This window comes from Burkholderia sp. BCC0097 (assembly GCF_902832985.1).
GTDB classification, from domain to species: Bacteria; Pseudomonadota; Gammaproteobacteria; order Burkholderiales; family Burkholderiaceae; genus Burkholderia; species Burkholderia orbicola.
On sequence record NZ_CADFDM010000003.1, the window covers coordinates 450518 to 475799 of the forward strand.

Here is a 25282-nt window from a genome sequence, read left to right on the forward strand (position 1 = left end):
AATGAAAGCGCGGCGGCCCTCCGTCGCTGATCAAACGGAACCGAACGCCGTCCAGTTTGGGCCGAGCGCTGGCAAGAGCAGCGATGCACGATTCCGTTCGCCCACGACAAAGGCGCCGAAGCCTCGCAAGGCTTCGGCTGGAGAGAAATCAATCCACCTGTGGGCTGCAAGCAGGCCAGGCCATCGTCAAAGCCATTCGCTGCGTCAGCAATCTCACCCGGCCCGTTTCGTGGCTGGGGGCCGGAATCCTCTGGCGTGCATCCACACACAAAGGGAGCCCGTTGTTCCGCCGGCGGGCACCGGCACCGAATACCGTCGACCGCAAGCGGTCTCCTGGCGCCTCGCAGTTTTGCACACCAAGGCGTCAGGAGACCGCTCGCGTATCGGCGGAAGCACCTCGATCAGGGGAACCGCGGCGAACGCGATCCGGGGAGAAATGACCTTCTCGCCCAGCAGGCCGTGATGGGCCTGCAGGACGCGCACACCGTTGCAGAAGGGAACGCGCGCTGGGGAGTCCCGCGGGGTGCGGGAGGTTTGCCCCGCCGTCGGCAGCAGCCGGCGTGGCAGAGGGAAACGTGGGCGTCAGCTCGCCTTCGGAGACCGACGCCGCGGGCTTGGCGCTGCGGGCTTGCCTGTCGCGGTTTCGACCGGCTCCGTGCCCTTGCAGTCCGGGTAGCGGCTGCACGACCAGAACGCGCCGTTCTTGCCAGTGCGCTGGCGCATCGGGGCGCCGCACTGCGGGCAGCTCGGCGCGGGCGGCAGCTTGAGGGGGAGCGTTGCGCCGCGGTACTGCTGCACGAGCTGGGCGACCCAGGCCGATTGCTTGGCGATGAAGGTGTCCAGCGTCATCTGGCCGGCCTCGATCATGTCCAGCGCCTGCTCCCACACCGCCGTCGTGCCCGGATCGGCGATGGCCGCCGGCACCGCGTCGATCAGCGTGAAAGCCGCATCCGATGCGCGGATGGCACGGCCCTTCTTCACAAGATAGCCGCGTGCCAGTAAGGCGCTGATGACGTTGGCGCGCGTGGCCTCGGTGCCGATGCCCGTGGTGTCCTTGAGCTTCTGCTTCAGGCGTGGGTCGGTCACGAGCTTGGCGACGCCCTTCATGGCTTTGACCAGCTCGCCCTGCGTGTAGGGCTTGGGCGGCAGCGTCTTCAACGCCTTCAGATCGACCTGGCCGACCTGGCAGGAAGCTCCAGCACGCAGCGCCGGCAGCACCTGGCCGCGCTGCGCTTCCTCGCCGTCCGCGTCGTCGGGCTCCGGCGCCGCCAGTACCTGGCGCCATCCGGCCACCGCGATCTGCTTACCGACCGCGACCAGCGACTGCCCGCCGCACGTAAGCTGCGCCACCGTCCGGTCGAATTCGTGGTGCGGCAGGAACTGCGCGAGGTAGTGGGCGCGGATCAGCCTGTAGACGGCCAGCTCCTTGTCGCTCATCGCCGAGAGGTTCGCCGGTTCCAGCGTGGGAATGATGCCGTGGTGCGCCGTGACCTTGCCGTCGTTCCAGGCCCGCGAACGCTGCTGGCGATCCAGGCGGTCGATCAGCGGGCGCAGGCCGGGGTCGGTCTTGAGCAGGCTGTCGAGTACGGTGGGCACCTCGGCCAACATGCTCTCGGGCAGGTAGCCTGAGTCCGAGCGCGGATAGGTGGTCGCCTTGTGCGTCTCGTACAGCGCCTGGGCAATGTCCAGCGTCTCCTGCACGTCCAGACCCAACTGCTTCGAGCACACCTCCTGCAGCGTGCCGAGGTCGAACGGCAGCGGCGGCCCTTCGCGCACGCGCTCTGTTTCCACCGACAGCACCTGGGCGGCACCGGCCGCGCGCAGGCGCTCGGCAGCCTGCTGCGCCACCGGCTGTTGCAGGCAGCGGCCGGCGTCGTCGGTGCTGCCCTGCGGCGGCGTCCAGCTTGCGACGAAGGACTGGCCCGCATGTGAGAGTGCAACCTCGATGGCCCAGAACGGCACCGAAACGAAACGCGCGATCTCGCGGTCACGGTCCACCACCAGCTTGAGCGTCGGTGTCTGCACGCGCCCGACCGACAGCACGCCGGTGTAGCCGGCCTGGCGCCCGAGCAACGTGAACAGGCGGCTCAGGTTCATCCCGATCAGCCAGTCGGCACGCGATCGGGCGAGCGCGGAGAAGTAAAGCGGCAGCGTCTCGGCGGACGGCTTGAGCGTGCCCAGGGCCTTGCGGATCGACGCATCGTTGAGCGCCGACAGCCACAGGCGCTGGATCGGGCCGCGGTAGCCGCACAGCTCGATGATCTCGCGGGCAATCATCTCGCCCTCGCGGTCGGCGTCGGTCGCGATCACCAGTTCGCCCGCCTTGGCGACGAGCTGCTGCACGACCTTGAACTGCGCCGCGGTCGCCGCCTTGGGCTCGACACGCCAACGCTCGGGAAGAATAGGCAGTTGCTCGATGCCCCAGCGCTTGTACTGCTCGCCGTAGCCTTCGGGCGGAACCGCTTCGACCAGATGACCGATGCACCAGGTCACGACGACACCCGCACCGCTGTAGCAGCCGTTGCCGCGTTGGCCGGCGCCCAGCACACGGGCGATGTCCTTGCCCTGGGACGGCTTCTCGCACAGGAACACGCGCATGAAGCCTCCTTGGAAGTGTGCGGTCATCGGATGGCCCCAGCTTGGCCGGGCCAGCGGATGACGGCAGCAAGGAAGCCGATTGGCGCAGACACCGCTTTGTGATCGGCAGGCGATGCGTTGCCGCAGCGGCATGCGCGAAGCCGCAACGGCTGGCGCAGCGGGAGCGTCGTTTCGGGAGGGCGGCTGGAACCCGGTGGAACACCCTGGAGCTATCCCCTGGGGATAGCTGGTGCATGGCGGGCGTCTGACGGTTGCTACAGCCGCCCCCTGCGGGGAATCAGCCCTTGGCCTTGGTTTCCTTCGACGCCTTCGTCCCCTTGGTCTCCTTCGGCGGCGGTACTGCGGCCTCGGGTTCCAGCGTCCTGGCGCTGAGGGTCACGGCCTGGATGCGGTACGGCAGAATGCCGATGCGGCGGGCCTCGATCTTGAAGGTCGTGCGCTCGTTGTCGTCGGCGTCCTCCCACTCGTCCTTCACCGTGCGGCCTTCTACCAGCACGCGCATGCCCTTCTGGTACAGGTCTTTCCAGTGGTCGGCGTCGCGGTGCCACAGCTCCACCGGCGCCCAGAAGCCGCCGCGGTCCTCGAATTCACCGTCCTTCTTTGGGATCGGGTTGTCGAAGTAGACGTTCAGGCGCAGCAGCCGGCGCGGCTCGTCGTTGCCGTTAGGGAATTCGCGATAGTCCGGCGCGGAACCGATGTTGCCCTCGCCGACGAAGTGCGTGCTCATGGAGACTCCTTGGGGGTGGTGGATGGAACCGACGCGGCATGCCCGTGGACACGTCGCAGGTAAGCCGCTTCGGCCTGCGCGGCCTTGCTGGCGCACTCCTGGGCCTGGCGGCCCAGCGTGTGAAGGAGGCTGATCTGCATGTTCAAAGCGATGCGCTGCAGCTCCATCGCGTACAGGTCGTCGATCAGCGAGGCCGGCGTCGCCGGGCGGTCGAGCAGCGATTCCCACAGCGCCACGCCCATGGAAGAACGGTCGTGGTTGCGCCAGCGCAGGAAGGTCGTGCCTGCGCCAGTGGTCTGCTGGGCCAGTTGCACGTCGAGCAGCGAGAAGGGGTAGGCCCGCGCCTGTTGCAGCACGCGCCGCTGCGCCAGCCCGATTAAGTCGTCGCGCAGCGCCGTGCACTGGTTGGCCCAGGCCTCCAGACTCCCCTTACCTTTAAAAGGCTGTAAAAGGCCTTTTAGGTAGGAGCCGTGTTCCAGGCGCTGGAAGTCCGCCTGTTCCAGCGGCAGGAAGCGCGCCGGTTGGCCGTTGGAAGACGATGCTGTCATGCCTTCGTGCCTTCGCCGTCATGGTCGTGGTCGTCGTCCGCCACGTCGGCTGCGCCAGCGCTGGGTGCGGCATCCGCGGCTTTACCAGGCTTGCCCGACCGCCGTGCGATCGGTGGCGCAAAGCGCGAGCGGCGCGTGCCTTCGAGCACGTCCTGCGGCAACTCGCCGAACTTCTCCAGCGCCGCCCGCGCCACCGCGTTCTTCGAGGCGAAGTCGTCGCGCGTCGCGCCGGAGTAGCGGTACTGCTGTGCCAGCGAGAACAGGCTGCGCAGCGCATGCGCGCCGTCGTTGAGCCAGCGTTCCAGCGTGCTGCGGTCGATCAGCGCGGTGTGGTGGGCGAGGATCAGCTTGCGGGCCAGGTCGTCGTAGTCGGCCAGCAGGTACACCGCTATGAAGCCGAGCTGCGCATTGACGAACAGCGGCAGCTTCACGGGCTGCACGTTCATGTTCTCGCCCAGCGACAGCGCGGGCGGCACGTCGGCCAGCGCCTGGTCCACCTGCTCACGCAGCGCCTGCAAGCTGTCCTTGGTCTGCGTCAGCTTGTCCTCGATGCGCAGCATCCAGAAATCCGAGTAGGGATCGTCCTGCTCGGCGCCGCGCTTCATCTTGTTCATCACGCTGATGTAGCCGTTCAGGCCGATGATCCCGGGCCGGCCCTCGGCAGGCGCTCGGCCATGCCAGATGCGTGAAGCGTGGTGGGTGTGCAGCGTCAGCGACATCGCGCTGCGCAGCGATCCGAGATTCAACTGCAGGGGCGGCTGGGATTCATTGGCCATGGTGACGACTCGCGGTACGGGAACGAGCCGCCAGCATCGGCATCGCCCGGAAGGGCGTCAGTCAACAAACCGCAGCGGGTGCGCTCCCGGTTGTCGCCCCGGAAGGTCGCGTGTTCCGTCTATCCCCAGGGGATAGGTCCGCGCCGGGCTGCGACCGTGCGACGCATGACAGAACCGAAGCCGATGCCTGGAAGGCTTCGTGTCCCAGCTATCCCCTGGGGATAGCTGCTCAGGAATCGCCCAGGGTTGAACGCAGTTTCGCCAGGTAGGCCCGCGCTGCCTCGCGGCCAGGGCCGTTCGGCGCGGGCGGTGGCGGTGCAGACGGTGCCGGTGCGGCTGGCCGTGGCGGCGGCGCAGGCGGCGTCGATGGCGAACCGCCTTCGCCGGCCCAGGCCTTGAACTCGCCGCGCATCGCCTTCTGGATGATGCCGAACAGATAGCCGGCCGGGTTGCGTACCGCGCTTTTGCGGCAGCGCGCATCCCATTCGTCCAACACCGCCTGCCGCAGCGACTCGTCCACCTGCTGCAAGGCCACCATCGCGCCGCTTTGCTGCTCGTCCTTCAAGCGCAGCAGGCGCTCGGGCAGGCGCAGGTGCTGCAACGACTTCGCGCGCGGTACTGTACGTACTTGATTTATACGATCCATACGTACAGTACGGTCCTCCTTCGGATTCCGAAGTGAGCCGTCTGGCGCGGATTTCAGCCCTGCTTCGGATTCCGAAGACGGGCCTTCGAGATTCCGAAGCAGGCCGTCCTGGCCTTCTTCGGATTCGTGATCCACAGGCGCTTGTGGATAACTCGCGTCCGCCCATTCGTTGCGCGCCATGCGATGTGCCAGCACCTGCAGCCGCGTGGGCAGCGTGCGGCCGTTGAGCATCGGGTCTTCGGCGATCTCGCGCAGGGTGTTCATGCCGACGATCTGCACCGCCTTCGCCGCATGGGTCAGCGCCTGGCTGACCAGGCCGAGGTAGTCGGGGTCGAGCTGCATCGCCTCGAAGGGTGTCAGCGGTTCGTCGTGCAGCACGTAGAGGTTGCTCAGGATGCGCCCGGTCTTCGGGTCGCGGCGCCGTCGCACCAGGCTCAGCCAGCGCGTCAGCCGCAGCAGCGTCAAGGCGCGCGCCACGGTCTCGTGCGAGGCCTGCGCCGCGCAGGGCATCGAGGCGAGGTAGGGGCGAAGCTGGTCGTAGGTCGGGAACGCCGTCACGCCGTCGCTCTGGAGCTGCAGGCGGAGCACCTGCCAGGCGTTGCGCTCCAGCGGCGTCAGGCGCCGGTCGAGGAACAGCGCACGCGGCACGCTCTCGTGCCGGTTGCCGCTGTAGAGGAAGCCGTCGCTGACCGGCGCGGCCGGCAATGCAGCAGCAGCGCCGCGCGGGGCTGGCGGTGTCGGTGGTGCCCGTGGCACCAGTTCCCGCAGCGCGTCGTCGAACAGTGCCGACAGCGCCACGGGGCCATCGCGCCGGGGTGCGCCGCCGGTCGCCATGGCCTACACCAGCCCCTGGTCGATCCAGTTGCGTATCGCCGACCAGATCACCGACATCGGCAGGTTCAAGGTCTCGGCCAGGTCCATGGTCAGCGTCAGCATCGCCACCTCATCGTCCAGCGCGATGCCGCGCTCCATGACGCCGGCCTTCCACTGCTTCCACAGCGCCGTGTCCTGCGCCTCGTCCAGCACCGGATGCCGCCCCTTGCGCTTGGGCAGGCCGAGGATGTCGCGGCGCAGGGCCACCTCCTGGTGCGTAAGCCCGTAGAAGCGGCTGACCATCTCCGTGCTGGCGCCCAGGCGCAGCATGCGGTCGACCGTCGCGATCTCTCGCTCCACGTCGTGCACTTGGCTCAGCAGCCGCTTCAGCACATCGCGGTTCACCGACACCGAACACCACGACACCGTGGCGTTCACCAGCATGCTCACGAGTTCGGGGTGCTTGAGCGCGTCCAGCTCCTCCTCGCCGAAGCCCATCGCCTTGCAGCGCCGCAGTTGCCCATTGCGCAGGTCGTGCAGCGCCTGTGCGATGACGGCCTGGTTGAGCGGATGCGGTGCCGACATGATGGCCTCTGCTCAGGCGCCGTGGCCGGGGTTGCTGGAGGCCGCGCCGGTCTCCAGATCCAGCAGCCGGCGCGCCATGCGCAGCAGCCGGAACAGCTTTACCAGCCCGGCATCGCTCAGGCGCGGATATGCGCCGCCGCCATGCAGCAAGGCCGCTAGGTCGTCGGCCAGCCGGGCGCCATCGAAGCCGGGGGCGGGTCGGGGCGCGGCGCACAGCGCATGCAGCAAGGTCAGCACCGCACACGCGAACGGAGGCAATGCGCGCACCGCCGGGGGCGCCACGCAGACGAAGCCCATGCCGCCTTCGCTGGGTTCGACCTGCCCGGCCACGTCGGCTTCCTCGGCGATCTCGCGCGCGAACTGTGCGATGTGCACCCGCAGCCGATCCGGCACATCCAGGCCGGGCTCGATGTACCAGACATCCGAGATGGGGTAGAGCCCGCCCGCCTGCACAGGGATCGCGCGCAGCGCGTCGGCCTCGAAGTCGGGCAGCTTGTCGCCCATCTGATCGGCCACCATGCGCTGGATGGATTGCAGGCGTTCGGTGGTCGGGGCCGGGGACACGATGTGACCCTGCAGGCGTTCGTCATCCTGCTGCATGCCCTTGTCGCTGGCGGCCGGCGTGGAACCGGCCTGCGCAGCCTGGCCAGGGCCAGGCTCCGACGACTGCACCGAGGGGCCGGGCGGCAGCGAAGGCGGTGACGGTGGTCGCGGTGGCCCGGCCGGCACCGCAGGTCTTGCCGCCTGCAGCGGCGCAGGATCGCTGGTCAATGCGCGCTGCCGGCTCTCGCTGTCGTCGATTTCCAGGCTCAGCGTGTCGTAGTCCGCTTCCAGCAGCTCGGCCATCTGGCCGACCAGCTCGTCCTGCACCCGCTGCGGTGAGAAGTTGTCGGGCTGCGTGTCGAACTGCGCCAGCAGGTCCTGGAACAGCGTAGCGAAGTCCATCGACAGGTTGCGCCTCAGGGCATGCCGCTCCCAGGTGCGTTCGCAGGCCTTGCGCAGCACCGCGAGCCGTTCCACCTGATGCCGGCCGAGCCCGCCGTACAGCAGCATGGGGATCGCCGGGAGCAGGTAGTGCACGGCGTCCTGCATGCGGCTGATGTGCGACTGCGGCAGCGGGAAGCCATCGGCCGTAAGCCGCCGCGCCAGCTCGCTCTGCGACAGCGGCTGGCCGCTGTCCCGCCCCATTTCCTGCTCGTAGAACTCGCGCGCCTTCTCCACGCCCAAGGCCCGCTCGATGAAGCTGAGCCCGCCGCGCAACTCGTTCTCGGCCAGGTGCCCGGTCAGCATCACCACTTCGCCGCGCTGCGGCCACGGGCGGAACAGGCAGGGGATGCGGAAGAACCGTTCGTCTTTCGTCTCGCTCCACAGCTCGCGCAGGATCGCCAGGCGCGTGTTGCCGCCGTTGCGGATGATGTAGTGCGGTTCGCCGGGCCGGCGCGTGATCGCGGGCGGCGCATCGAGCCCGCGTTCGCGGATCGAGGCCTTGATGTCCTCGTAGGCCGGGTTGCGCGTCACGCGCGGGTCGTGGTCGTAGGGGCGCAACTGGTCCAGCGTCACCACCATCGGCGTGTCGGCGATGGGGTCGCTCAGGGCCGCGACCGAAGGGCCGTTGCGCTCGAAGCCCGAGGCCAGCAGATTGGCGGCCATGTCCTGCGGCGTCAGGTCAGCCACGGCCATTCTCCTGAGATGCTGCAACACCCTGGGCCGCCTGTCGGTCGGCGCGGCGAAGCTGCGCACGGGCGTTGCGCTCGGCGCGGTGGTCGCTCGCCGTCGAGCTGGTGTAGATCGGCGCGCAGCCTTGCTTCGTGAACAGCAGGTGCCCGCCGCGGGTGCGCACCACCTTCCAACCTTCTCCCAGGGCGAACTCGATCAGCCCTCGCAGCCGCTTGTGGCCGCGGGCCAGGTCATGTGCGCTGGCCATGGCCGGCCCCTCCCGCGTCGCCTCGGCCGGTGACGAGCGCAAAGCGCTCCTGCCACGCCGGGAACAGCTCGCCGGCCAGCGCGCGCATGGTCTCCAATGCGGCAGGTGCCGTGCGGCCCGCCGGCTGGCGGTATTCCACCCGATGCACCGGCAGTCCGCGCGTCGCGGCGCGCGGATAGGCTTCAATCGCCGGCACGTCGGTGTCCAGCACGCGCACGCCAGGCTGCTCCTGGAATACCTGACGCAGCGCCTGCTGGATCAGCCGCGCATTCGACGACACCGGATGCACGCGGTTGATGAGCAGGTGCAGCGGCGGCGGCTCGATGCCGAGGTGGCGGTACGGCGCGATGTCCTCGATGAGTTGCAGCGTGCCGCGCCGCAGCTCGCGCGCCGCGAGGATTTCCGGCGTCACCGGCGAAAGCGCCAAGTTCGAGGCCAGCACCGCCATCTCCAGCAGCACGCTGCGCGCGCCCTGGGTGTCGATCAGCAGCAGGTCGTAGTGCGGCGCCAGCGTGGGCAGCAGGTGGCGCAGCCGCAATCTGCCATCGGGCGCGTGCAGCAGCAGCGTGTTCAGCTCGCCGCGGTCGTCGTTCGAGAGCACCAGGTCAAGCCGCTCGATCGCGGTGCGCGACACCAGTTGCTCGGCGCGCTGCTCGTTGTAGGCCAGCATCTCGTAGATCCCGGCCGGCGCGCGCTCGGCCAGCGTGAAGTAGCTCGACAGCGTGGGCTGCACGTCCAGGTCCAGCAGCAGCACGCGCAGCCCGGTGTCGGCTGCGAAGCCGCCCAGGTTGGCCGCCGTCGTGGTCTTGCCGACGCCGCCCTTGGTCGAAATGATGGACACCACCTGCATGGGCCTCTCCCGGTTGAATGGCATGTACCGAGGAAAAGCGTCAGGCGCGCTCATCGAGGCGATCGGCGATCCATTGCTCGACCTCCTCCGAGTCCCAGCCCACGGCGCGCACGCCCAAGCGCAGCGCCTTGGGGAACTTGCCTTCTTTCATCAGGCTGTAGATGTGCGCGCGCTTGAAGCCGGTTTTGGCCTCGACTTCGGCGCGACGCAGGATGCGGTGCTCGGCCGGCACTGCCGGCGCGGTGGTCTGCGAAGACATGAGAGACACTCCTTGACGCTCACTGGCGCTGTTCGGAAAGTGCCTCGTATTCAATACACCGCGGTCGCCGAAATCACTGCAATTGCAGAAGCAGCGACTGCAATTGCAGTGCGCCGCATCGGCATCATGCTGGCCGCGTCGTCAGCGCGACGCCTCCAGGTGGCGCCGCGCCTGCGCGAGCTTGCTCCACAGCGTCCGCTCGCTGAGACCCGGCCGCCCCTCATGGTGTGCGATCAGCGCGCTGACCACGGCATCCATGCTGCGGAACGACGAATAGGCCGCGCCTGACGGCGAATTGCCCAGCAGCAGCGTCAGCAGTCCGCCGATGATGTTGAGGTAAGTCGTCTCGCTGCGCAGGCCAGGCTCGCGCGCCTGTTCGTCGTTGGCCGCGCGCGTGGCATGTTCCTTCGCCAGTGCTTCGTGCGCGGTGCGCAGCGTTTCATGCACCAGGGCAAGTTCGGCAAGTTGCGACTTCGCTGCTTCGCGATCGGCCAGCAGAATGTTGAGCGTGTCCACGCTCACCGCCGGATGCACCGCGCGTTCGATGCCGTCAAACAAAAACCCCGGCCGATCGCCGGGGTAGAACTGCGACATCCACGCTTTCAAGTCCACGTGGCGCACGGTCAGCTCGGGGTCGTCGAGCGCCGGCCGCTGCGAGTCCAGCACGATGCCGGCCTTGCCACCGGGCAATTCGCCATGCGTCAGCGCGTCGAAGATGCGCTCGGCATACAGGCGCAGCAGCGGCCAGCGCGGGAATTCGCCGGGCTCCGGCATGGCACGCTGCTCCAGCGCTTCCAGAATACGCTGCTCGAAGCGCAGGAGACCGCACCAGCGGACGGCCGCCTCGATCGGTCGGTAGTACGTCTTTGCGCCAAAGGCGTGGCTGCTCGATTTCGGCATATCGCGCTCTTCCCATCGTCGGATCGACACATGGCAAGCGCGCGCGGCCCACATGGGCGCAGCGATTGCCCAAAGAACCCGATGAAGCGCGAGCCGGTCGGCATCGTGGTGGACGTTGGGTGCGGCGATGTCGCCGAGCGTTACGCAGGGGGCAAACCTCCTTGCGGTGCCCGCTACACCTCAACCATAATGCACCTGCGAAAAATCTTGTTACCGGCGCAACGGTCTGAAAAGCCGCGCATCCAAGTTCGATCAGGAAGGGATGCCGCGCTTTACCGGAAAACCAGGGCAAAGTTTTCGTAGGAATACGGGTGGGGTAAAGCGCCAATGCGACTTCCGGCTGAGCCGGTTTGCATCCAGCAAGGGCTCATGCGTTCTGCGTCACTGCTGTGACCTCGACAGCTTGAAGGTGCCTTGCTTGATGCCGGGTGGATAGGCCCGATTCGCCATCCATGCCCGTGACGCAAAAGGTCGGCCGCCGATGCAATGCGGGTCAAGGTCCAGACCGAAAGGGAATCGTACCGTCCAAAATCCCCGCGTCACATCGGGCGTTGATCGGTGCCTTGCGGGCGTCCGACACGCTCCACGCGGTCGATGAACTGCCGCAGCGGCTCCATGATTTCGCCTTCGGGTCGCAGTAGATAGGTCGTCAGCGAAGCGGTCTCGTCGGCCAGCGGCCGCACGACGACATCGGCCTGATGGCAACCCGCCAGATGCGCCGCGCTCGAAAAGCCCACGCCGTAGCCGGCGGCCACGAGGGCCAGCATCAGGGAATGGGTCTTGACGTACTCGGCTACCGTCGGCTGCGCATCCACCGTGCGGAGCAGCCGTTCGCGCTGCCGGCTGCAACCTTCGCAGACCTGGGGATCGCACAGCACCAGCGGATAGCTCGCCACTTCCTCCAGCGGCACTTCCTTGAAAGCCAGCAGCGGATGCCTGGCGGGCAAAGCCACCACCAGCGGGTCTCGCCACACCGGCATGGCGACGATGCCGGCGTCCATTTCACCAGCCAATGCAAAACCTGCGTCATACAAGTCGTTGCGCAGTCCAGTCACCAACTGCGCCAGTGGCGTTTCAAATATCCGAATGCCGACCTGTGGTGCCTCCTCGCGGCAAAGCGCAAGCAACGCCGACAAGCGGGCCTGCCCCATGTCACCAGATAGTGCGATGCGCAGCGTGTTCCGCTGGTTCGCTGCGGCGCGTGCCTTGGTCTGCGCTTGCTCGAAGGCCAGCAGTACGCGCCGGGCTTCTTCGAGGAAGACCTGTCCCGCCGGTGTGAGACGAACACTGCGTGGCAAGCGGTTGAGCAGCGGCACCCCTAAATCCGCCTCCATCTGGCGGATCGTGCGCGACAGTGGAGACTGTTCGATGTGCAGCCGTCGAGCAGCCCGGCCGAAGTGCAGTTCCTCGGCTACGGCGATGAAGCAGCGAAGATGGCGTAAGTTCATGCTTTCTCCCTACCGATGTGATCAGTCCATATCATCGTAGGGAGCCGAATAGTGCGGAGGATTCACCTCTGTATCGAGATGAGAGCCATCCTGGGGGGTGATGCTCGGATGCTTTTCGCCCATGTCAGCGCCTACGGCGAAGCTCTCGTTCGAGATCGCCCAGCTGCGACGCCTGAAGTTCGGCAAGAAGAGCGAGCAGCTCGATGCCGAACAACGCGCGCTGTTCGACGAGGCTCTGGACGCCGACCTTGCCGCGGCTGAGGCGCAGCTCCAGGAACTGCTGGGCAAGAAGAAGCCGCCGGCTACGCCTGGCGCGATGCCTAAGCGCACCGCCTTGCCGGCGGACCTGCCGCGCGTGGACTGCCACCACGAGCCCGAGAACACTCGCTGCGCGTGCGGCTGTGCGCTCAAGCGCATCAGCGAGAAGCTGGACAACACACCGGGCGTATTCACGGTAGAGTGCCACATCCGCGGCAAGTGGACCTGCGCACAGGTGCCGAACGCTGACCCAGGCGCCAGTCCCGGCGGAGATCATCGCCAAGGGCATCCCCACCTCCGGGCTGCTCACGTAGGTGCTGGTCGCAAAGGACTCCGACCATCTGCGGCTTACATGGTCGTCCCTAGGCAAGCAGGAATCAGCTGCGTGAGTGAATCGGGAGGTTTGCGCAGCTGATGGGTGGTCAGCAGCGTCTGCGCCGGCGTCTTCACCGGCACGAAGCGCATGTGCGGGCGGGTTGCCCATCGGCCGAATCGTTCTTGCGTCCCTTGCCGGCCATGCGGTAGGGCGTGACGAAGTGGCCTGCGATCAGCCGCGCATCCAGCCCATAGCCGCGCAGCTTGCGTGCCCAGTGATGCGCACCGCCGCAGGCCTCCAGGGCCACCAGGCAGCCGGGAGGCAACTGCGCGCACCGGGCCGCAAACTTGTCAGCGGCCAGCGCCTTGGCAACCACCACGCGCGCATCCACCGCATGCACCTAGATAACCCGCTTAGCCAGATCCATCCCGACTCGCGCAATCTCGTTCATGGACTTCCCCTTCACATGGCTACAGATTGACGACTTGGGGAGCACCATCGCGGCGGCAGCCAACATTTGTTTCCTCGCTGCTTACGATTGATTCACATCAATCGGCCAGCAGATCGCTGGATGTTGGCTGTTGACTTTCTGCATGTTAGGTGCATCATCCAGCAAAGTCTTGCAAGAATTTCCTCGAGCGAGGCCGCGTGACGACGGAACTAGTGGGGGTGGTATGACAGCGCGCCAGCAGGCGATCTTCACACTCGACGAGTTGGCTGCCTACTTAAAAGTCGGCAAGCGGACGCTTTACCGGCTCGCCTCGCACGGGGAGATTCCGGCCTTCAAGGTCGGCGGGACGTGGCGGTTTCGTCAAAGTGAAATCGATCGATGGATCAATGATCAGACCCAAGCAGGCAGAAAAAAGGAGGTGATACGTACAGATGAGCAACCGAAGTCAGCGGAATATCCCGTGTCGCCTGGGCGCGCTGTCCATAGCCGCAGGCAAACGGAGTGAGCGAGATTCTTCAATTTTTCTTCTGGAGGTGTGACATGGACATTGATTTCAAGAAATTGGCTCCCTGGAACTGGTTTAAGAAAGAGCATGAAGAACAACAGAGCACTGCCTCGCTGCCCGTGCAGCGCAATGAGCTGCCGGTGGCAGGCGGTCCCGTCAGTCCCATCCTGCAATTGCATCGCGAGATCGACCGCCTCTTTGACGATGCGTTTCGAGGCTTCGGCTTCCCGGCGCTGGCCATGCCGCGATGGCCGTCGGACTGGCCGGGCATGCTGAAGCCGGCACTTGACATCCAGGAAACCGACAAGCAGTACAAGATTTCCTTGGAGGTTCCCGGCGTCGAGGAAAAGGATATCCAGATCACGCTCGACAACGACGTGCTGATGGTACGGGGCGAGAAGCGCCAGGAGCAGGAAAAGAAGGAAGGTGGCTTCCATCGCATCGAACGCTCCTACGGCAGTTTCCAGCGTGCCCTGAACCTGCCTGACAACGCCGACCAGGAATCGATCAAGGCCGCATTCAAGAATGGCGTGCTCACGATCACGATGGACAAGCGCGAGGCCAGTACGCCCAAGCAGGGGCGCTCGATCCCGATCAATGGCTGACGCTGGTCGGCTCGCTTTTCTCAAAACCACAAAAGGATGAGGCTTCGTGATCGGCGGCGTCTCATCAAATCCATCTTTACAGGAGCATCAGCATGGCCAGAAAACAATGCCAAGTCTGCGGCCAGCCCGCCACGGTGCGGGTGGAAGCCAATCTCAATGGTCGCCACAGCACCATGCTGTTGTGTGACGAGCACTATCGCCAATTGGTGCGCCAGCAAAAGCGCACCGTCTCGCCGCTCGAAGCGTTGTTCGGCTCACGTAGCGGCCTGTTCGAAGACTTCCTCGGCAGCGACTTCTTCCGCATCGGTGACGACGCACCGTCCATGGCGGCCGATACCGACGAGGTGGTCGATGCCTCGTTCGGCGAACCCGCCCCGGCTGCTACGGGCACTGCGCGCCGTCGCGGCAGTGGGCTCGCCAGCCGCATCAGCGAACAGTCCGAGGCTTTGTTGCAGGAGGCCGCCAAACATGCCGCCGAATTTGGCCGCCCCGAAGTCGATACCGAACACCTGCTGCTGGCGCTATCCGACAGCGACGTGGTCAAGACCATCCTGGGGCAGTTCAAGATCAAGGTCGATGACCTCAAGCGGCAAATCGAATCCGAAGCCAAGCGTGGCGACAAGCCGTTCGAAGGCGAGATCGGCGTGTCGCCACGTGTCAAGGATGCGCTCAGCCGTGCTTTCGTGGCCTCCAACGAACTCGGCCACTCTTATGTCGGGCCGGAGCATTTCCTGATCGGGCTCGCCGAGGAAGGCGAAGGTTTGGCGGCCAACCTGCTGCGCCGTTACGGCCTCACGCCGCAAGCGCTGCGCCAGCAGGTAAGCAAGGTGGTCGGCAAAGGGGCCGAGGATGGCCGCGCCGAGACGCCGACCAACACGCCGGAACTCGACAAGTATTCGCGCGACCTCACCAAGATGGCGCGCGAGGGCAAGCTCGATCCGGTCATCGGCCGCGCGCAGGAGATCGAGACGACCATCGAAGTGCTGGCCCGGCGCAAGAAGAACAACCCGGTGTTGATCGGTGAGCCCGGCGTCGGCAAGACCGCCATCGTCGAAGGGCTGGCGCAGCGGATGGTCGCCGGCGAAGTGCCCGAGACGCTGCGCGACAAGCGCCTGGTGGAACTCAACATCAATGCCATGGTGGCCGGCGCCAAGTACCGCGGCGAGTTCGAGGAGCGCGTGCAGAAGGTGCTCAAGGAAGTGACCGAGCACCAGGGTGAGCTGATTCTCTTCATCGACGAGGTGCACACCATCGTCGGTGCCGGCCAGGGTGGCGGCGAAGGCGGGCTGGACGTGGCCAACGTGTTCAAGCCGATGATGGCGCGCGGCGAGCTGAACCTGATCGGCGCCACCACGCTCAACGAGTATCAGAAGTACATCGAGAAGGACGCCGCGCTGGAGCGTCGCTTCCAGCCGGTGATGGTGCCCGAGCCGACGGTAGCGCAGACCATGATGATCCTGCGCGGCCTGCGCGACACGTTCGAGGCGCACCACAAGGTCAGTATCACAGAGGACGCGATCATCGCCGCCGCCGAGTTGTCCGACCGCTACATCACCGCCCGCTTTCTGCCCGACAAGGCAATTGACCTGCTCGACCAGGCTGCCGCGCGTGTGAAACTGTCGGCCACGGCCCGCCCAGTGGCCGTACAAGAGCTGGAGTCCGAACTGCACCAGCTGCGGCGTGAGCAGGACTATGTGGCCTCGCGCAAGCAGTACGACAAGGCCGCCGAGCTGGGCAAGCACATCGAGACCAAAGAGGCCGAACTCAAGAAGCTTGTCGAGGAATGGGAACGCGAGCGCGCCTCGGGCAGCGCCGAAGTCAAAGCCGAGCATGTCGCGCAGATCGTCTCGCGCCTGACCGGCATTCCGGTCAACGAGCTGACGGTGGAAGAACGCGAGAAGCTGCTGCATCTGGAGCAGCGGCTGCACGAGCGCCTGGTGGGCCAGGACGAAGCGGTGCGCGCGGTGGCCGATGCCGTGCGTCTGGCGCGCGCGGGCCTGCGCGAAGGCGGCAAGCCAGTGGCCACCTTCCTGTTCCTCGGGCCGACGGGTGTGGGCAAGACCGAACTCGCCAAGGCGCTGGCCGAGTCGATCTATGGCGATGAAGGTGCGCTGCTGCGCATCGACATGTCCGAGTACGGTGAACGCCATACCGTGGCACGCCTGGTGGGCGCGCCTCCGGGCTATGTGGGCTATGACGAGGGGGGGCAGCTCACCGAGAAAGTGCGGCGCAAACCCTACAGCGTGTTGTTGCTCGATGAGATCGAAAAAGCGCACCCCGACGTCTACAACATCCTGTTGCAGGTATTCGACGACGGGCGGCTCACCGACGGCAAGGGCCGGGTGGTGGATTTCACCAATACCATCATCATCGCCACCTCGAACTTGGGCTCGGACATCATCCAGCGTCGGCTGAAGGCCCGTGGCGCCGCCGGCGAGGAATACGAGAAGACCAAGTTCGAGGTGATGGACGTGCTGCGCGGACACTTCCGCCCCGAGTTCCTCAACCGCATAGACGAAATCATCGTCTTCCATGCGCTGGGCAAGGAGGAGATCCGCCATATCGTCGGCCTGCAGCTCGATCGTGTGGCCCGCAACGCCGCCAGCCAGGGCGTGACGCTGACCTTCGATCAGACCTTGATCGATCACTTCGCGGAGGAAGGCTACAAGCCCGAGTTCGGCGCGCGTGAGCTCAAGCGGCTGATCCGCAGCGAGCTGGAGACGGCACTGGCGCGCGAGATGCTGGGTGGCGGTATCGGCAAGGCCGATCACGCCAGCGCCCGCTGGGACGACAAGGCCGAACGGGTGGTCTTCGAGCGCCAGGAGCCACCCGCGAAGCCGGCCGAGCCTGAGAAGCCCGATGCCGCGAACGCGGCCGAGACGCCGCCTAGCGACGCGAGCAAGCCTGCGCGCAAGAAGAAGTCAGCGGGCGGCGAATCTTGAGTCATGGGGAGGCTGTCGTGTCCGACCCCAACGGGCTGACATGGGCAGCCACCCTCGTGTCGCTGGCGGTCGCTATCCCCACAGCGGGGCACGCGGTCATCTACAAGCGTGACCCTCGATCGGCCACGCTGTGGGTACTGCTGATCGCCTTGTTGCCGCTGGGCGGTTCGCTGCTGTATGGGCTGTTCGGCATCAACCGTTACCAGCGGCGGGCGCGGCGGCTCTTCCCGGGGGCAGATCCTGCTGTTCGGCAGGACCTCTCGCCCACGATGCCCGAGGCTGTATCGCCGCCGCTTGCCGGTCTGGCCCACCTGGTGGGACGCGCCACCGGCCAGTCGCTGACCGGCGGCAACCGCATCGAGCCGCTTGTCGATGGCGAGCAGGCCTACCCGGCCATGCTCGCCGCCATCGAATCGGCGCGGTACAGCGTCGCCTTGGCCTCGTACATCTTCGACAGCCAAGGCATCGGGGCGCAGTTCGTCGATGCGCTGCGCCGGGCTCATGAGCGCGGCGTGCAAGTGCGGGTGCTGATCGACGACGTGTATGCCCGCTGGACGCCCCGCAGCGCCTACCGCGCCTTGCAGCGCGCCGGCGTTCCGGCGGCGACGTTCAACCCGACGTTGATTCCCGCGCGCCTGCATGCCGCGCATCTGCGCAATCACCGCAAGCTGCTGGTGATCGATGGCGAGACGGGTTTCACCGGCGGCATGAACATCTTCAGCCCGTATTGGCGGCCCGATGCGCCGGGCCGGGCCTGTCACGATTTGCACTTTCGTCTGCGCGGGCCGGTGGTTGCGCATCTGATGCGGTGCTTCACCGACGATTGGTGCGATACCACGGGCGAGCGGCTCAACGAGGGTCTCTGGGGCGAACCGCCCGCAACGGCTGATGAGCAAGGAACCTCTTGGGCGCGCGGCATCGAGGCCGGTCCCGATGAGGCCCTGGACCGGCTGCGCTGGACCTTCATGGGCGCTTTGAGCGCGGCGAAGCATTCGGTGCGCATCTGGACACCTTACTTCGTGCCCGATCAGCCGATGATCGCGGCGCTAAGCACGGCCGCGTTGCGCGGCGTGCGTATCGACGTGCTGACGCCCGCAAACGGCGACCATCCCACGGTGCAATGGGCCGCACGCGCCCACTACTGGCAGGTGCTGGAGCACGGTGTGCGCATCTTCGAACGGCCGGGCCCGTTCGACCACAGCAAGCTGATGCTGGTAGACGGAGCGTGGTGCTGCCTGGGTTCGGCCAATTGGGATGCGCGCAGTTTGCGCCTCAACTTCGAGTTCAATGTGGAGGTGTACGACACCGTGTTGTCTACGCGGCTGTCATCCCTTTTTGATGCCGCTCGTGATGCGTCGGGCGAGATATCGGCGAAGGCGTTGCGCGCCCACCCGCTGGCCATCCGCTTGCGCGACGGGGTGGCCCGTCTGTTCACCCCCATTCTCTAGCGACACGACTTGCGAGGAACATTGCCCATGGAAAAGAAAGATCAATGGAACATTGGCTACTGGATCGTCGCCGGCCTGTTGCTGCTGACGCTGCAGAACTACTGGCAGGCGGCGAAGACGGTTGAACCCGTTCCCTATAGTGAGTTCGAGAAAGCGCTGGCCGAGGGGCGCGTCGCCGAAGTATTGGTGTCGGACCGCACGGTTACCGGGCGTCTGAAATCACCGGACAGTCGTGGCAAGACCACCATCGTGGCCACCCGCGTCGAACCCGACCTGGCCGAGCAGCTGTCGAAATACGATGTGTCCTACGCGCGAGTGGTGGAAAGCACCTGGCTGCGTGATGTGCTCTCCTGGATTCTGCCGGCCGTGGCCTTCTTCGGCGTCTGGTTCTTCCTGTTCCGCCGCTTCGCCGAGAAGCAGGGCATGGGTGGTTTCCTGAGCATCGGCAAGAGTCGCGCCAAGGTATTCATGGAGAAGAACACTGGCGTGACCTTTGCCGATGTCGCTGGCGTCGATGAAGCCAAGGCGGAGTTGGTTGAGATCGTCGATTTCCTCAAGAATCCGCAGGAGTATGGACGGCTCGGGGCGCGCATTCCCAAGGGCGTGTTGCTGGTCGGCCCACCGGGCACCGGCAAGACATTGCTGGCCAAGGCTGTTGCCGGCGAGGCGGCGGTGCCCTTCTTCTCCATCTCCGGATCAGAGTTTGTCGAGATGTTCGTCGGCGTGGGTGCAGCGCGCGTGCGCGACCTGTTCGAGCAGGCCCGCGGGCAGGCGCCGGCCATCATCTTCATCGACGAGCTCGATGCGCTGGGCCGCGCGCGCGGCGTCGGCGGCCCCATCGGCGGCCACGACGAGCGCGAGCAGACCCTCAACCAGCTGCTCACGGAGATGGACGGCTTCGACAGCTCGGTCGGGCTGATCATCCTCGCCGCCACCAACCGCCCCGAAATCCTCGACCAGGCGCTGCTGCGCGCCGGTCGCTTCGACCGTCAGGTGCTGGTGGACCGGCCCGACAAGAAGGGACGGCTGGACATCCTGAAGGTTCATGTCAAGAAGGTGACGCTGGCCCAGGATATCGATCTCGAACAGGTGGCTGCGCTGACCACGGGCTTCTCGGGTGCAGACCTCGCGAACCTGGTCAACGAGGCCGCGCTGGCCGCGACCCGGCGCAAAGCGTCCGCCGTGGAGTTGCAGGACTTCACCGCCGCCATCGAGCGCATCGTGGCGGGCTTGGAGAAGAAGAACCGCGTGCTCAATCCCAAGGAGCGGGAAACCGTGGCCTACCACGAGATGGGCCATGCGCTGGTGGCGCTGGCGCTGCCCGGCACCGACCCCGTGCACAAGATCTCAATCATCCCGCGCGGCATCGGCGCGCTGGGCTACACGCTGCAGCGCCCCACCGAAGACCGCTTCCTGATGACGCGCGCCGACCTGGAACACAAGATTGCCGTGCTGCTGGGCGGACGTGCCGCCGAAAAGCTGGTGTTCGGTGAGTTGTCCACCGGGGCTGCCGATGATCTCGCGCGAGCCACCGATATTGCCCGCGACATGATCACCCGCTTCGGCATGGACGAGGGGCTGGGCTACATCGCCTTCGAGGCGCAGCGGCCTCGGTTTCTCGATACACCGGAACTGGCCCACGGCGGCTGCCGGGTGGCCGAATCGACCCAGGCGCGCATCGATCAGGCCATCCGCGACATCGTGATGGGCGTGTTCGAGCGCGCCTACCGGATCCTCGACACCAACCGCGCGGTGCTGGAGCGTTGTGCGCGCGAACTGCTGGCGCGGGAAACGCTCGACGAAAGCGATATCCGTCAATTGACTCAAGGACTTGTTCGGAACTGAAAACAGTAGTAGGTGCCATTCAGAGTAAGCCGGCGGCTCTGTTCGGTGCGTCATCCAATTCGCCGGCATTGTTCAAGGAGAACCGATATGTCTGCATTGACTCCGTGGGACCCCTTCCGGGAACTGGATGAATTGCAAAACCGCCTGGCGACGATGTTGGGAGGGACACCCCAGCGACAGGGCGCCCGTACCGGCAACGAAGCCATGACCACGGCGGACTGGGCACCAATGGTGGACATCAGCGAGGATGAGAACGCATTCCTCCTCAAGCTGGATCTGCCGGAGGTCCCCAAGGATGCCGTGCGCGTCAGCGCGGAAAACGGCGTGCTCACCATCAGCGGCGAGCGCAAACTGGAAAAAGAGGAGCAGGGCAAGAAGTTCCACCGCATCGAACGTGCGTATGGCCGCTTTGTGCGCAGCTTTGTCTTGCCTGACAACGTTGATCCGACCAAGGTGACGGCTTCCATGAAAGACGGCGTGCTGGAAGTGCGGCTTGTCAAGGCCGAGCAAGCCAAACCGAAACAGATTGAAATCTCAGTCAACTAACTTCAATCAAGAGCCCAAGATCATGAATATCAAACAGCCACAATACACCTTCTCCGCACTTGCCCTGGCGGTCGTCGTCGGACTGAGCGGACCGGCTCTGGCCCAATCGGCGGCAGGTTCTAGCCCAGGTGCTGCAGCACCCTCTGCCGCATCCAAGGCGGCACAGCCACAGGTAGATGACAAGGCCGCCCGGGAAGCCGATAAAAAGCGTGCCGAGCTCACTCAAGACGCCATCACGGCGCTCACCAAGACCCAGGAGGCTTTGACCCTCCTTGATGCAAAGAAGACCAAGGAGGCGCTCGCTGCGCTGGAACTGGCCAGCGGAAAGCTGGAACTGGTATTGGCACGCGACGCCAAACTTGCTTTGGCGCCGGTCGATGTACGCGTCATCACCCACGATATCCATGCCAACGTGGAATCGGTAAAGAAAGCGGTCAAGTTGTCTCGGGAGTTGTTGGGTGATGGCGAGGTGCAAAAGGCCCGGCCCATCGTCGCCAATCTGGCCAGCGAAATCGTGATCGAAACCGGCAACCTGCCGATGGCAACGTACCCGGCAGCGATCAAGTCGGCCGCACGGCTCATCGACAGCGGCAAGATCGACGACGCCAAGGCGGAACTCGCCCGAGCACTGAACACGCTGGTGGTGACCTCGGTCGCCTTTCCTCTGCCCGTGCTACGGGCTGAAGCCGCGATGGCAAAAGCTGAAAAGCTGGCCGAGACCGACAAGCGCGATGCCAAGCAGAACGAGGAGCTCAGCACCTTGCTGTCGTCCGTGCGCACGGAGATCGAGATGGCGCAGATCCTGGGTTATGGCAAGAAGGCGGATTTCAAACCCATCTTCGATCATGTGAAGTCCATTGAGCAAAAGTCGGCTGGTGGCAAAAGCGGCAAGGGATGGTTCGACGAGTTGAAGACGCGCCTCCAAAAGCTGTTTTGAGATGATGAAGGGGCCGACTGTTCGGTCGGTCAGTCTCGCGATGTTCGCAGTCAGCCCCAATAGATTCGCCTATTTTCACTAACTCACACGAGGCATATCACCATGAATGAGCAAACATCGAATCCCAATGCGACGAACAAAGAAATAAACGAACAGGCCGCGGTAAGCAGCCTTCCTGTCAGTCCAGAGGCCAAGGCTGAAGTCGTCACGGAGGTACAGCCTGAGGTTCAGAAGGAAACGGACTCGCAGGCGGCAGACAAACGTAAACAAGTCCTCGATGAGGCCGTCTCGGCCTTGTCGCTGACCAAATCAGCGCTGGCCGCACTTGACGGCAAGGACGCTGCACGCGCATTGGCAACGCTGGCCGAAGTGACGGGAAAGCTGGAGCTGATCGTTGCGCGCGAACCCACGCTCGCCCTGGCCCCCGTTGATGTGCGCACCATCGTGCACGACTTGTTCGCCAACACGCAAACCATTGAGGCGATGACCGACGAGGCGCTGGATGCCCTCAAACATGGCGAGGTGCAACGGGCACGTCACGTGCTGGCTTTGCTGGCCAGTGAAATCGTGATCGCGGTCACCAACATCCCTCTGGCGTCCTATCCCGCAGCCGTGAAGTCAGTCGTGCCGCTGATCGATCAGGGCAAGATCGAAGAAGCCAAAGCCGCGCTGCAGTCAGCGCTCAGCACGCTGGTCGAGGAGCGCAGCGTGCTTCCGCTGCCCGTCCTGCGTGCGAAGCTGCTCCTGAAGCGCGCCGAGACCTTGGTAGAAGATGGTCAGCGGAGCGAAGCGTCCAATGAGCGCCTGGAGACATTATTGAACGAAGCGCGGCAGCAGTTGGAAATGGCAGAACTGCTGGGCTATGGAAAGAAGAAGGACTTTGAGCCCCTGTATACTGAACTCAAGAAAGTCAAGCAAAAGACGGCTGGGGGAGGCGGCGGAAAAGGCTGGCTCGATGAAATCAAGGCAAAGCTGTCCAAGTTGTTCTGAAACCGCTGGATAGGGCGTAAGAGGGGCGCGTCGCGCCCCTCTCTTGGCTCAGGAGTGTTTGCTTTTTCACCCCATTAGATCTTTAGGAGATATAGCATGAACACAGACACCATCGCCGATTCCAGTGCGGATGACCCCACCAAAGCACTGTGTTCGCTGAGCCAAAATTGGTGGCTTTTTACGTTGCGCGGTGTCTTGGCATTGATTTTCGCAGCCCTCGCGTTCTGGATGCCACAATCGGCTCTGTTGGCCATGACCATCATGTTCGGCGCATTTTCCTTGGTCAATGGCGCGTTCAACTTGTTTGCAGCGGTGCGCCATATCCAGAAAAAAGAGCGCTGGGGCTGGCTGCTGTTCAGCGGCATTGTCGGCATACTTACCGGCGTCGTCGTCCTGGTTGCTCCTTGGGTCGCCACGATGGTCATGGCTTCTTTTTTATGGGCTAGCGTGGGGTTCTGGGCGATTTTCACCGGTGTGCTGGAGATATCCGCCGCCGTTCGGCTGCGTCAAGAAATCAAGGGTGAAATCTGGCTTGCCTTCAGTGGACTGCTCTCGATTGTCCTTGGCGCTATCGTCTTGTGGATATTTTTTTCCCGTCCGGTCGAGTCATTCCTGGCCGCAGGCTGGCTGTTGGGCTTCTATGCGGCAGTCTATGGCGTCACGCTTTTGTTCTTGAGTTGGCGTCTTCGCAAAACGCGCCAGGGATAAGAGCGGGTCAAACTAAATTCTATGGATATGAGCATCCTCGATTCATACCTCCATAGAAATGACATCGAAGGAGTCATACATGCAGATGCAATATAGCTATCGAGCTATCGACAAAGAGTTTCATGAACCTTGGCAGAGAGCTTTGGGAAATGTGATCGAGCACGCCCTCAAGCCATTGCTCGACAAACACACTAAAGATTCAGTGCGACTTCAAATCGTCCTTGATCGCGACAAGATCAAGCGGCAATTTCTGGCCAGTGGCTATATGCACCTGCCCGGCAAAAAGACTGTCAGCGTTACTGCATCACATGACGAGCTGACGCCCCTCGCGCAGATGCTCGCACAGTCGTTGTTCCGTCAGGCCAAGAAGCATTTTGACCGACTGCATGCTCAGGATCAAATCAAGCGCAAAGCACGACGCGAGCGCTTGCGCGAGCTCAAGGTGCGGATTGCCGCAAAACCCGCGTCAGCCGCCCATGAGGCCGAGGCGACCCGAATGCCTCTACTGTCGAAACTTGAGGCTGTCGCAAGGCGTGAGCTGGCTTATCTGCGTGCCGTCGGCGATTTACCGCGCGATTATCCGACGCTGCGCGACGTGGTGGATGAAGCGATTGTCCAAGCTGAGGTGGAATGGCAATCCGTGCCGGAAGAAAAAGCGGCTTACATCGGTCTTCTGAAGCATCTGTTCGCCGTCCTGGATCACGAAGTGGCAAGCAGCCGGCAATTTGGCGAATTCGTTTCTCTGGACGCGCCGGTCGAACCGGATGCCCAAGACGTCGCCGAGGCCATGGTGGAAGAGGAAGTCTTCGAATTTTATCAGCCCGATGACACACTCAGGCTGGCCGATATCATCGCTGACAGTCAGCATCCCGATGCCGCAACGATCGCGGAACAGGAGGAGCTAGTTGATCGGTCGAGCGAGTTCGCTTTTGCATTCGACCTGCTGAAGGACATGCCGCGTTTGTGGCGGCGCATTTTTCTGCTTATCCGTGTGGACGGGCTGGATGCCAGCAGCGTCTCTGAAATCCTGCTGATTCCTAGTCAGGAAGATACTGTCCAAAGGTGGCTCATGCAGGCCGAAGCGTTCATCGCTGCTCATTTGGAAGAGGCCGGAGTAAGCAAAGACGGGAACGATTGGCTCCAAGGCGTTGATTGGTCGGCATTGTCTGTGACCCGAAGCGCGGCAGCCTCACTGTGGTCCAAGGAGGCGAACCATGAAGAATAATCTTCACCTCGTCTGTCCGCATTGCCAGTCCATCAACCGCGTACCGACTGCGAAGCTATCGGAACATCCCAACTGCGGCCGCTGCCAGCAGCCCTTGTTCACGGGCGAACCCATCGAGTTGACCACGGCGACGTTCTCGCGCCACGTGGAGCGCAGCGACCTGCCACTGTTGGTCGATTTCTGGGCACCTTGGTGCGGGCCGTGCAAGATGATGGCCCCGCAGTTCCAGCAAGCGGCGCGCCAGCTCGAACCCAGGGTCAGGCTGGCCAAGGTCAATACCGAGGCAGAACCCCACCTGGCCGCGCAGTTCGGCATCCGCAGCATTCCGACGCTCGCCCTGTTCCAGGGTGGGCGGGAGATCGGGCGTCAGGCCGGCGCCTTGGGCGCGCAGGACATCGTGCGCTGGGCATCTGCACAGGTGGGGCGCTGACC

The 25282-nt window shown here is 64.5% G+C and carries 24 protein-coding genes and 1 pseudogene; 12 read left to right on the top strand and 13 right to left on the bottom strand.

Annotated features, from left to right (window positions below; genetic code table 11):
- Positions 1-582: 582 nt before the first annotated feature.
- From HWX07_RS11810 to HWX07_RS11865, 12 genes are all read right to left on the bottom strand, one after another.
- Positions 583-2598 carry a DNA topoisomerase III gene (locus tag HWX07_RS11810; protein WP_004265528.1) on the bottom strand — a complete coding sequence of 672 codons (2016 nt, stop codon included), beginning with the start codon at positions 2596-2598 and terminating at the stop codon, positions 583-585.
- 277 nt (positions 2599-2875) lie between these two features.
- Complete coding sequence (locus HWX07_RS11815; protein WP_003454893.1) at positions 2876-3325, bottom strand: single-stranded DNA-binding protein; 450 nt, start codon at positions 3323-3325, stop codon at positions 2876-2878.
- On the bottom strand, positions 3322-3873 hold the full coding sequence (locus tag HWX07_RS11820) for a DUF3158 family protein (RefSeq protein ID WP_004265525.1): 552 nt from the start codon (positions 3871-3873) through the stop codon (positions 3322-3324). Before HWX07_RS11820 ends, HWX07_RS11815 begins: the two co-directional genes overlap by 4 nt.
- On the bottom strand, positions 3870-4649 hold the full coding sequence (locus HWX07_RS11825) for a PFL_4669 family integrating conjugative element protein (RefSeq protein ID WP_004265522.1): 780 nt from the start codon (positions 4647-4649) through the stop codon (positions 3870-3872). Before HWX07_RS11825 ends, HWX07_RS11820 begins: the two co-directional genes overlap by 4 nt.
- Positions 4650-4878: 229 nt before the next feature.
- Positions 4879-6129: an STY4528 family pathogenicity island replication protein gene (locus tag HWX07_RS11830; RefSeq protein ID WP_040828142.1), complete on the bottom strand. Its 1251-nt coding sequence runs from the start codon at positions 6127-6129 to the stop codon at positions 4879-4881.
- Between the two features lie 3 nt (positions 6130-6132).
- Positions 6133-6693 (bottom strand): DUF2857 domain-containing protein, encoded by a 561-nt coding sequence (locus HWX07_RS11835; protein WP_003454899.1) that lies wholly within the window; start codon positions 6691-6693, stop codon positions 6133-6135.
- Positions 6694-6705: 12 nt separating this feature from the next.
- Positions 6706-8367 carry a ParB family protein gene (locus HWX07_RS11840; RefSeq protein ID WP_040828177.1) on the bottom strand — a complete coding sequence of 554 codons (1662 nt, stop codon included), beginning with the start codon at positions 8365-8367 and terminating at the stop codon, positions 6706-6708.
- Complete coding sequence (locus tag HWX07_RS11845) at positions 8360-8617, bottom strand: hypothetical protein (RefSeq protein WP_003454921.1); 258 nt, start codon at positions 8615-8617, stop codon at positions 8360-8362. The genes HWX07_RS11840 and HWX07_RS11845 overlap by 8 nt, the downstream gene beginning before the upstream one ends.
- Positions 8601-9467, bottom strand: a complete 867-nt coding sequence (locus HWX07_RS11850) for a ParA family protein (RefSeq protein WP_004265510.1) — start codon at positions 9465-9467, stop codon at positions 8601-8603. Before HWX07_RS11850 ends, HWX07_RS11845 begins: the two co-directional genes overlap by 17 nt.
- Before the next feature lie 40 nt (positions 9468-9507).
- Positions 9508-9726: an AlpA family transcriptional regulator gene (locus HWX07_RS11855; protein ID WP_004265507.1), complete on the bottom strand. Its 219-nt coding sequence runs from the start codon at positions 9724-9726 to the stop codon at positions 9508-9510.
- Positions 9727-9867: 141 nt separating this feature from the next.
- Positions 9868-10626: a hypothetical protein gene (locus HWX07_RS11860; protein ID WP_003454930.1), complete on the bottom strand. Its 759-nt coding sequence runs from the start codon at positions 10624-10626 to the stop codon at positions 9868-9870.
- Between the two features lie 539 nt (positions 10627-11165).
- Positions 11166-12074: a LysR family transcriptional regulator gene (locus HWX07_RS11865; RefSeq protein WP_012761385.1), complete on the bottom strand. Its 909-nt coding sequence runs from the start codon at positions 12072-12074 to the stop codon at positions 11166-11168.
- Positions 12075-12213: 139 nt separating this feature from the next.
- Between HWX07_RS11865 and HWX07_RS11870 the strand changes: the two are divergent.
- Positions 12214-12643, top strand: a pseudogene (locus HWX07_RS11870) (IS66 family transposase); the annotation flags it as partial.
- A gap of 135 nt (positions 12644-12778) precedes the next feature.
- Here HWX07_RS11870 and HWX07_RS11875 read toward each other — a convergent pair.
- On the bottom strand, positions 12779-13039 hold the full coding sequence (locus HWX07_RS11875; RefSeq protein WP_157139402.1) for a hypothetical protein: 261 nt from the start codon (positions 13037-13039) through the stop codon (positions 12779-12781).
- Positions 13040-13322: 283 nt separating this feature from the next.
- Between HWX07_RS11875 and HWX07_RS11880 the strand changes: the two genes are divergently transcribed.
- The 11 genes from HWX07_RS11880 to trx-GI all read left to right on the top strand — a co-directional run bounded on the left by HWX07_RS11880 (position 13323) and on the right by trx-GI (position 25280).
- Complete coding sequence (locus tag HWX07_RS11880) at positions 13323-13604, top strand: helix-turn-helix domain-containing protein (RefSeq protein ID WP_082380429.1); 282 nt, start codon at positions 13323-13325, stop codon at positions 13602-13604.
- A gap of 35 nt (positions 13605-13639) precedes the next feature.
- Positions 13640-14209, top strand: coding sequence for an Hsp20/alpha crystallin family protein (locus tag HWX07_RS11885; RefSeq protein WP_054475737.1), 570 nt, complete (start codon positions 13640-13642; stop codon positions 14207-14209).
- Positions 14210-14301: 92 nt separating this feature from the next.
- On the top strand, positions 14302-17151 hold the full coding sequence (clpK, locus tag HWX07_RS11890) for a heat shock survival AAA family ATPase ClpK (RefSeq protein WP_128664145.1): 2850 nt from the start codon (positions 14302-14304) through the stop codon (positions 17149-17151).
- A 17-nt stretch (positions 17152-17168) separates the two neighbouring features.
- On the top strand, positions 17169-18599 hold the full coding sequence (locus HWX07_RS11895; RefSeq protein WP_054478921.1) for a phospholipase D-like domain-containing protein: 1431 nt from the start codon (positions 17169-17171) through the stop codon (positions 18597-18599).
- 27 nt (positions 18600-18626) lie between these two features.
- Positions 18627-20444 (top strand): ATP-dependent zinc metalloprotease FtsH, encoded by a 1818-nt coding sequence (ftsH, locus tag HWX07_RS11900; RefSeq protein WP_128664146.1) that lies wholly within the window; start codon positions 18627-18629, stop codon positions 20442-20444.
- Between the two features lie 87 nt (positions 20445-20531).
- The gene (hsp20-GI, locus tag HWX07_RS11905) at positions 20532-20990 is read left to right on the top strand and encodes a small heat shock protein sHSP20-GI (protein WP_003454952.1); all 459 of its coding nucleotides are present in this window, start codon (positions 20532-20534) and stop codon (positions 20988-20990) included.
- Positions 20991-21012: 22 nt separating this feature from the next.
- A complete protein-coding gene (gene yfdX1, locus HWX07_RS11910) occupies positions 21013-21927 on the top strand; it encodes a heat resistance protein YfdX1 (protein ID WP_003454955.1) in 915 nt (304 codons plus the stop codon).
- A 102-nt stretch (positions 21928-22029) separates the two neighbouring features.
- Positions 22030-22917, top strand: coding sequence for a heat resistance protein YfdX2 (yfdX2, locus tag HWX07_RS11915; protein WP_054478925.1), 888 nt, complete (start codon positions 22030-22032; stop codon positions 22915-22917).
- Positions 22918-23013: 96 nt separating this feature from the next.
- Positions 23014-23625, top strand: coding sequence for a heat resistance membrane protein HdeD-GI (gene hdeD-GI, locus HWX07_RS11920; RefSeq protein ID WP_054478927.1), 612 nt, complete (start codon positions 23014-23016; stop codon positions 23623-23625).
- Between the two features lie 79 nt (positions 23626-23704).
- Positions 23705-24850 (top strand): hypothetical protein, encoded by a 1146-nt coding sequence (locus HWX07_RS11925; RefSeq protein WP_054478957.1) that lies wholly within the window; start codon positions 23705-23707, stop codon positions 24848-24850.
- Positions 24840-25280: a heat resistance system thioredoxin Trx-GI gene (gene trx-GI / locus HWX07_RS11930; protein WP_023109331.1), complete on the top strand. Its 441-nt coding sequence runs from the start codon at positions 24840-24842 to the stop codon at positions 25278-25280. The genes HWX07_RS11925 and trx-GI overlap by 11 nt, the downstream gene beginning before the upstream one ends.
- The last annotated feature ends 2 nt before the right edge of the window (positions 25281-25282 follow it).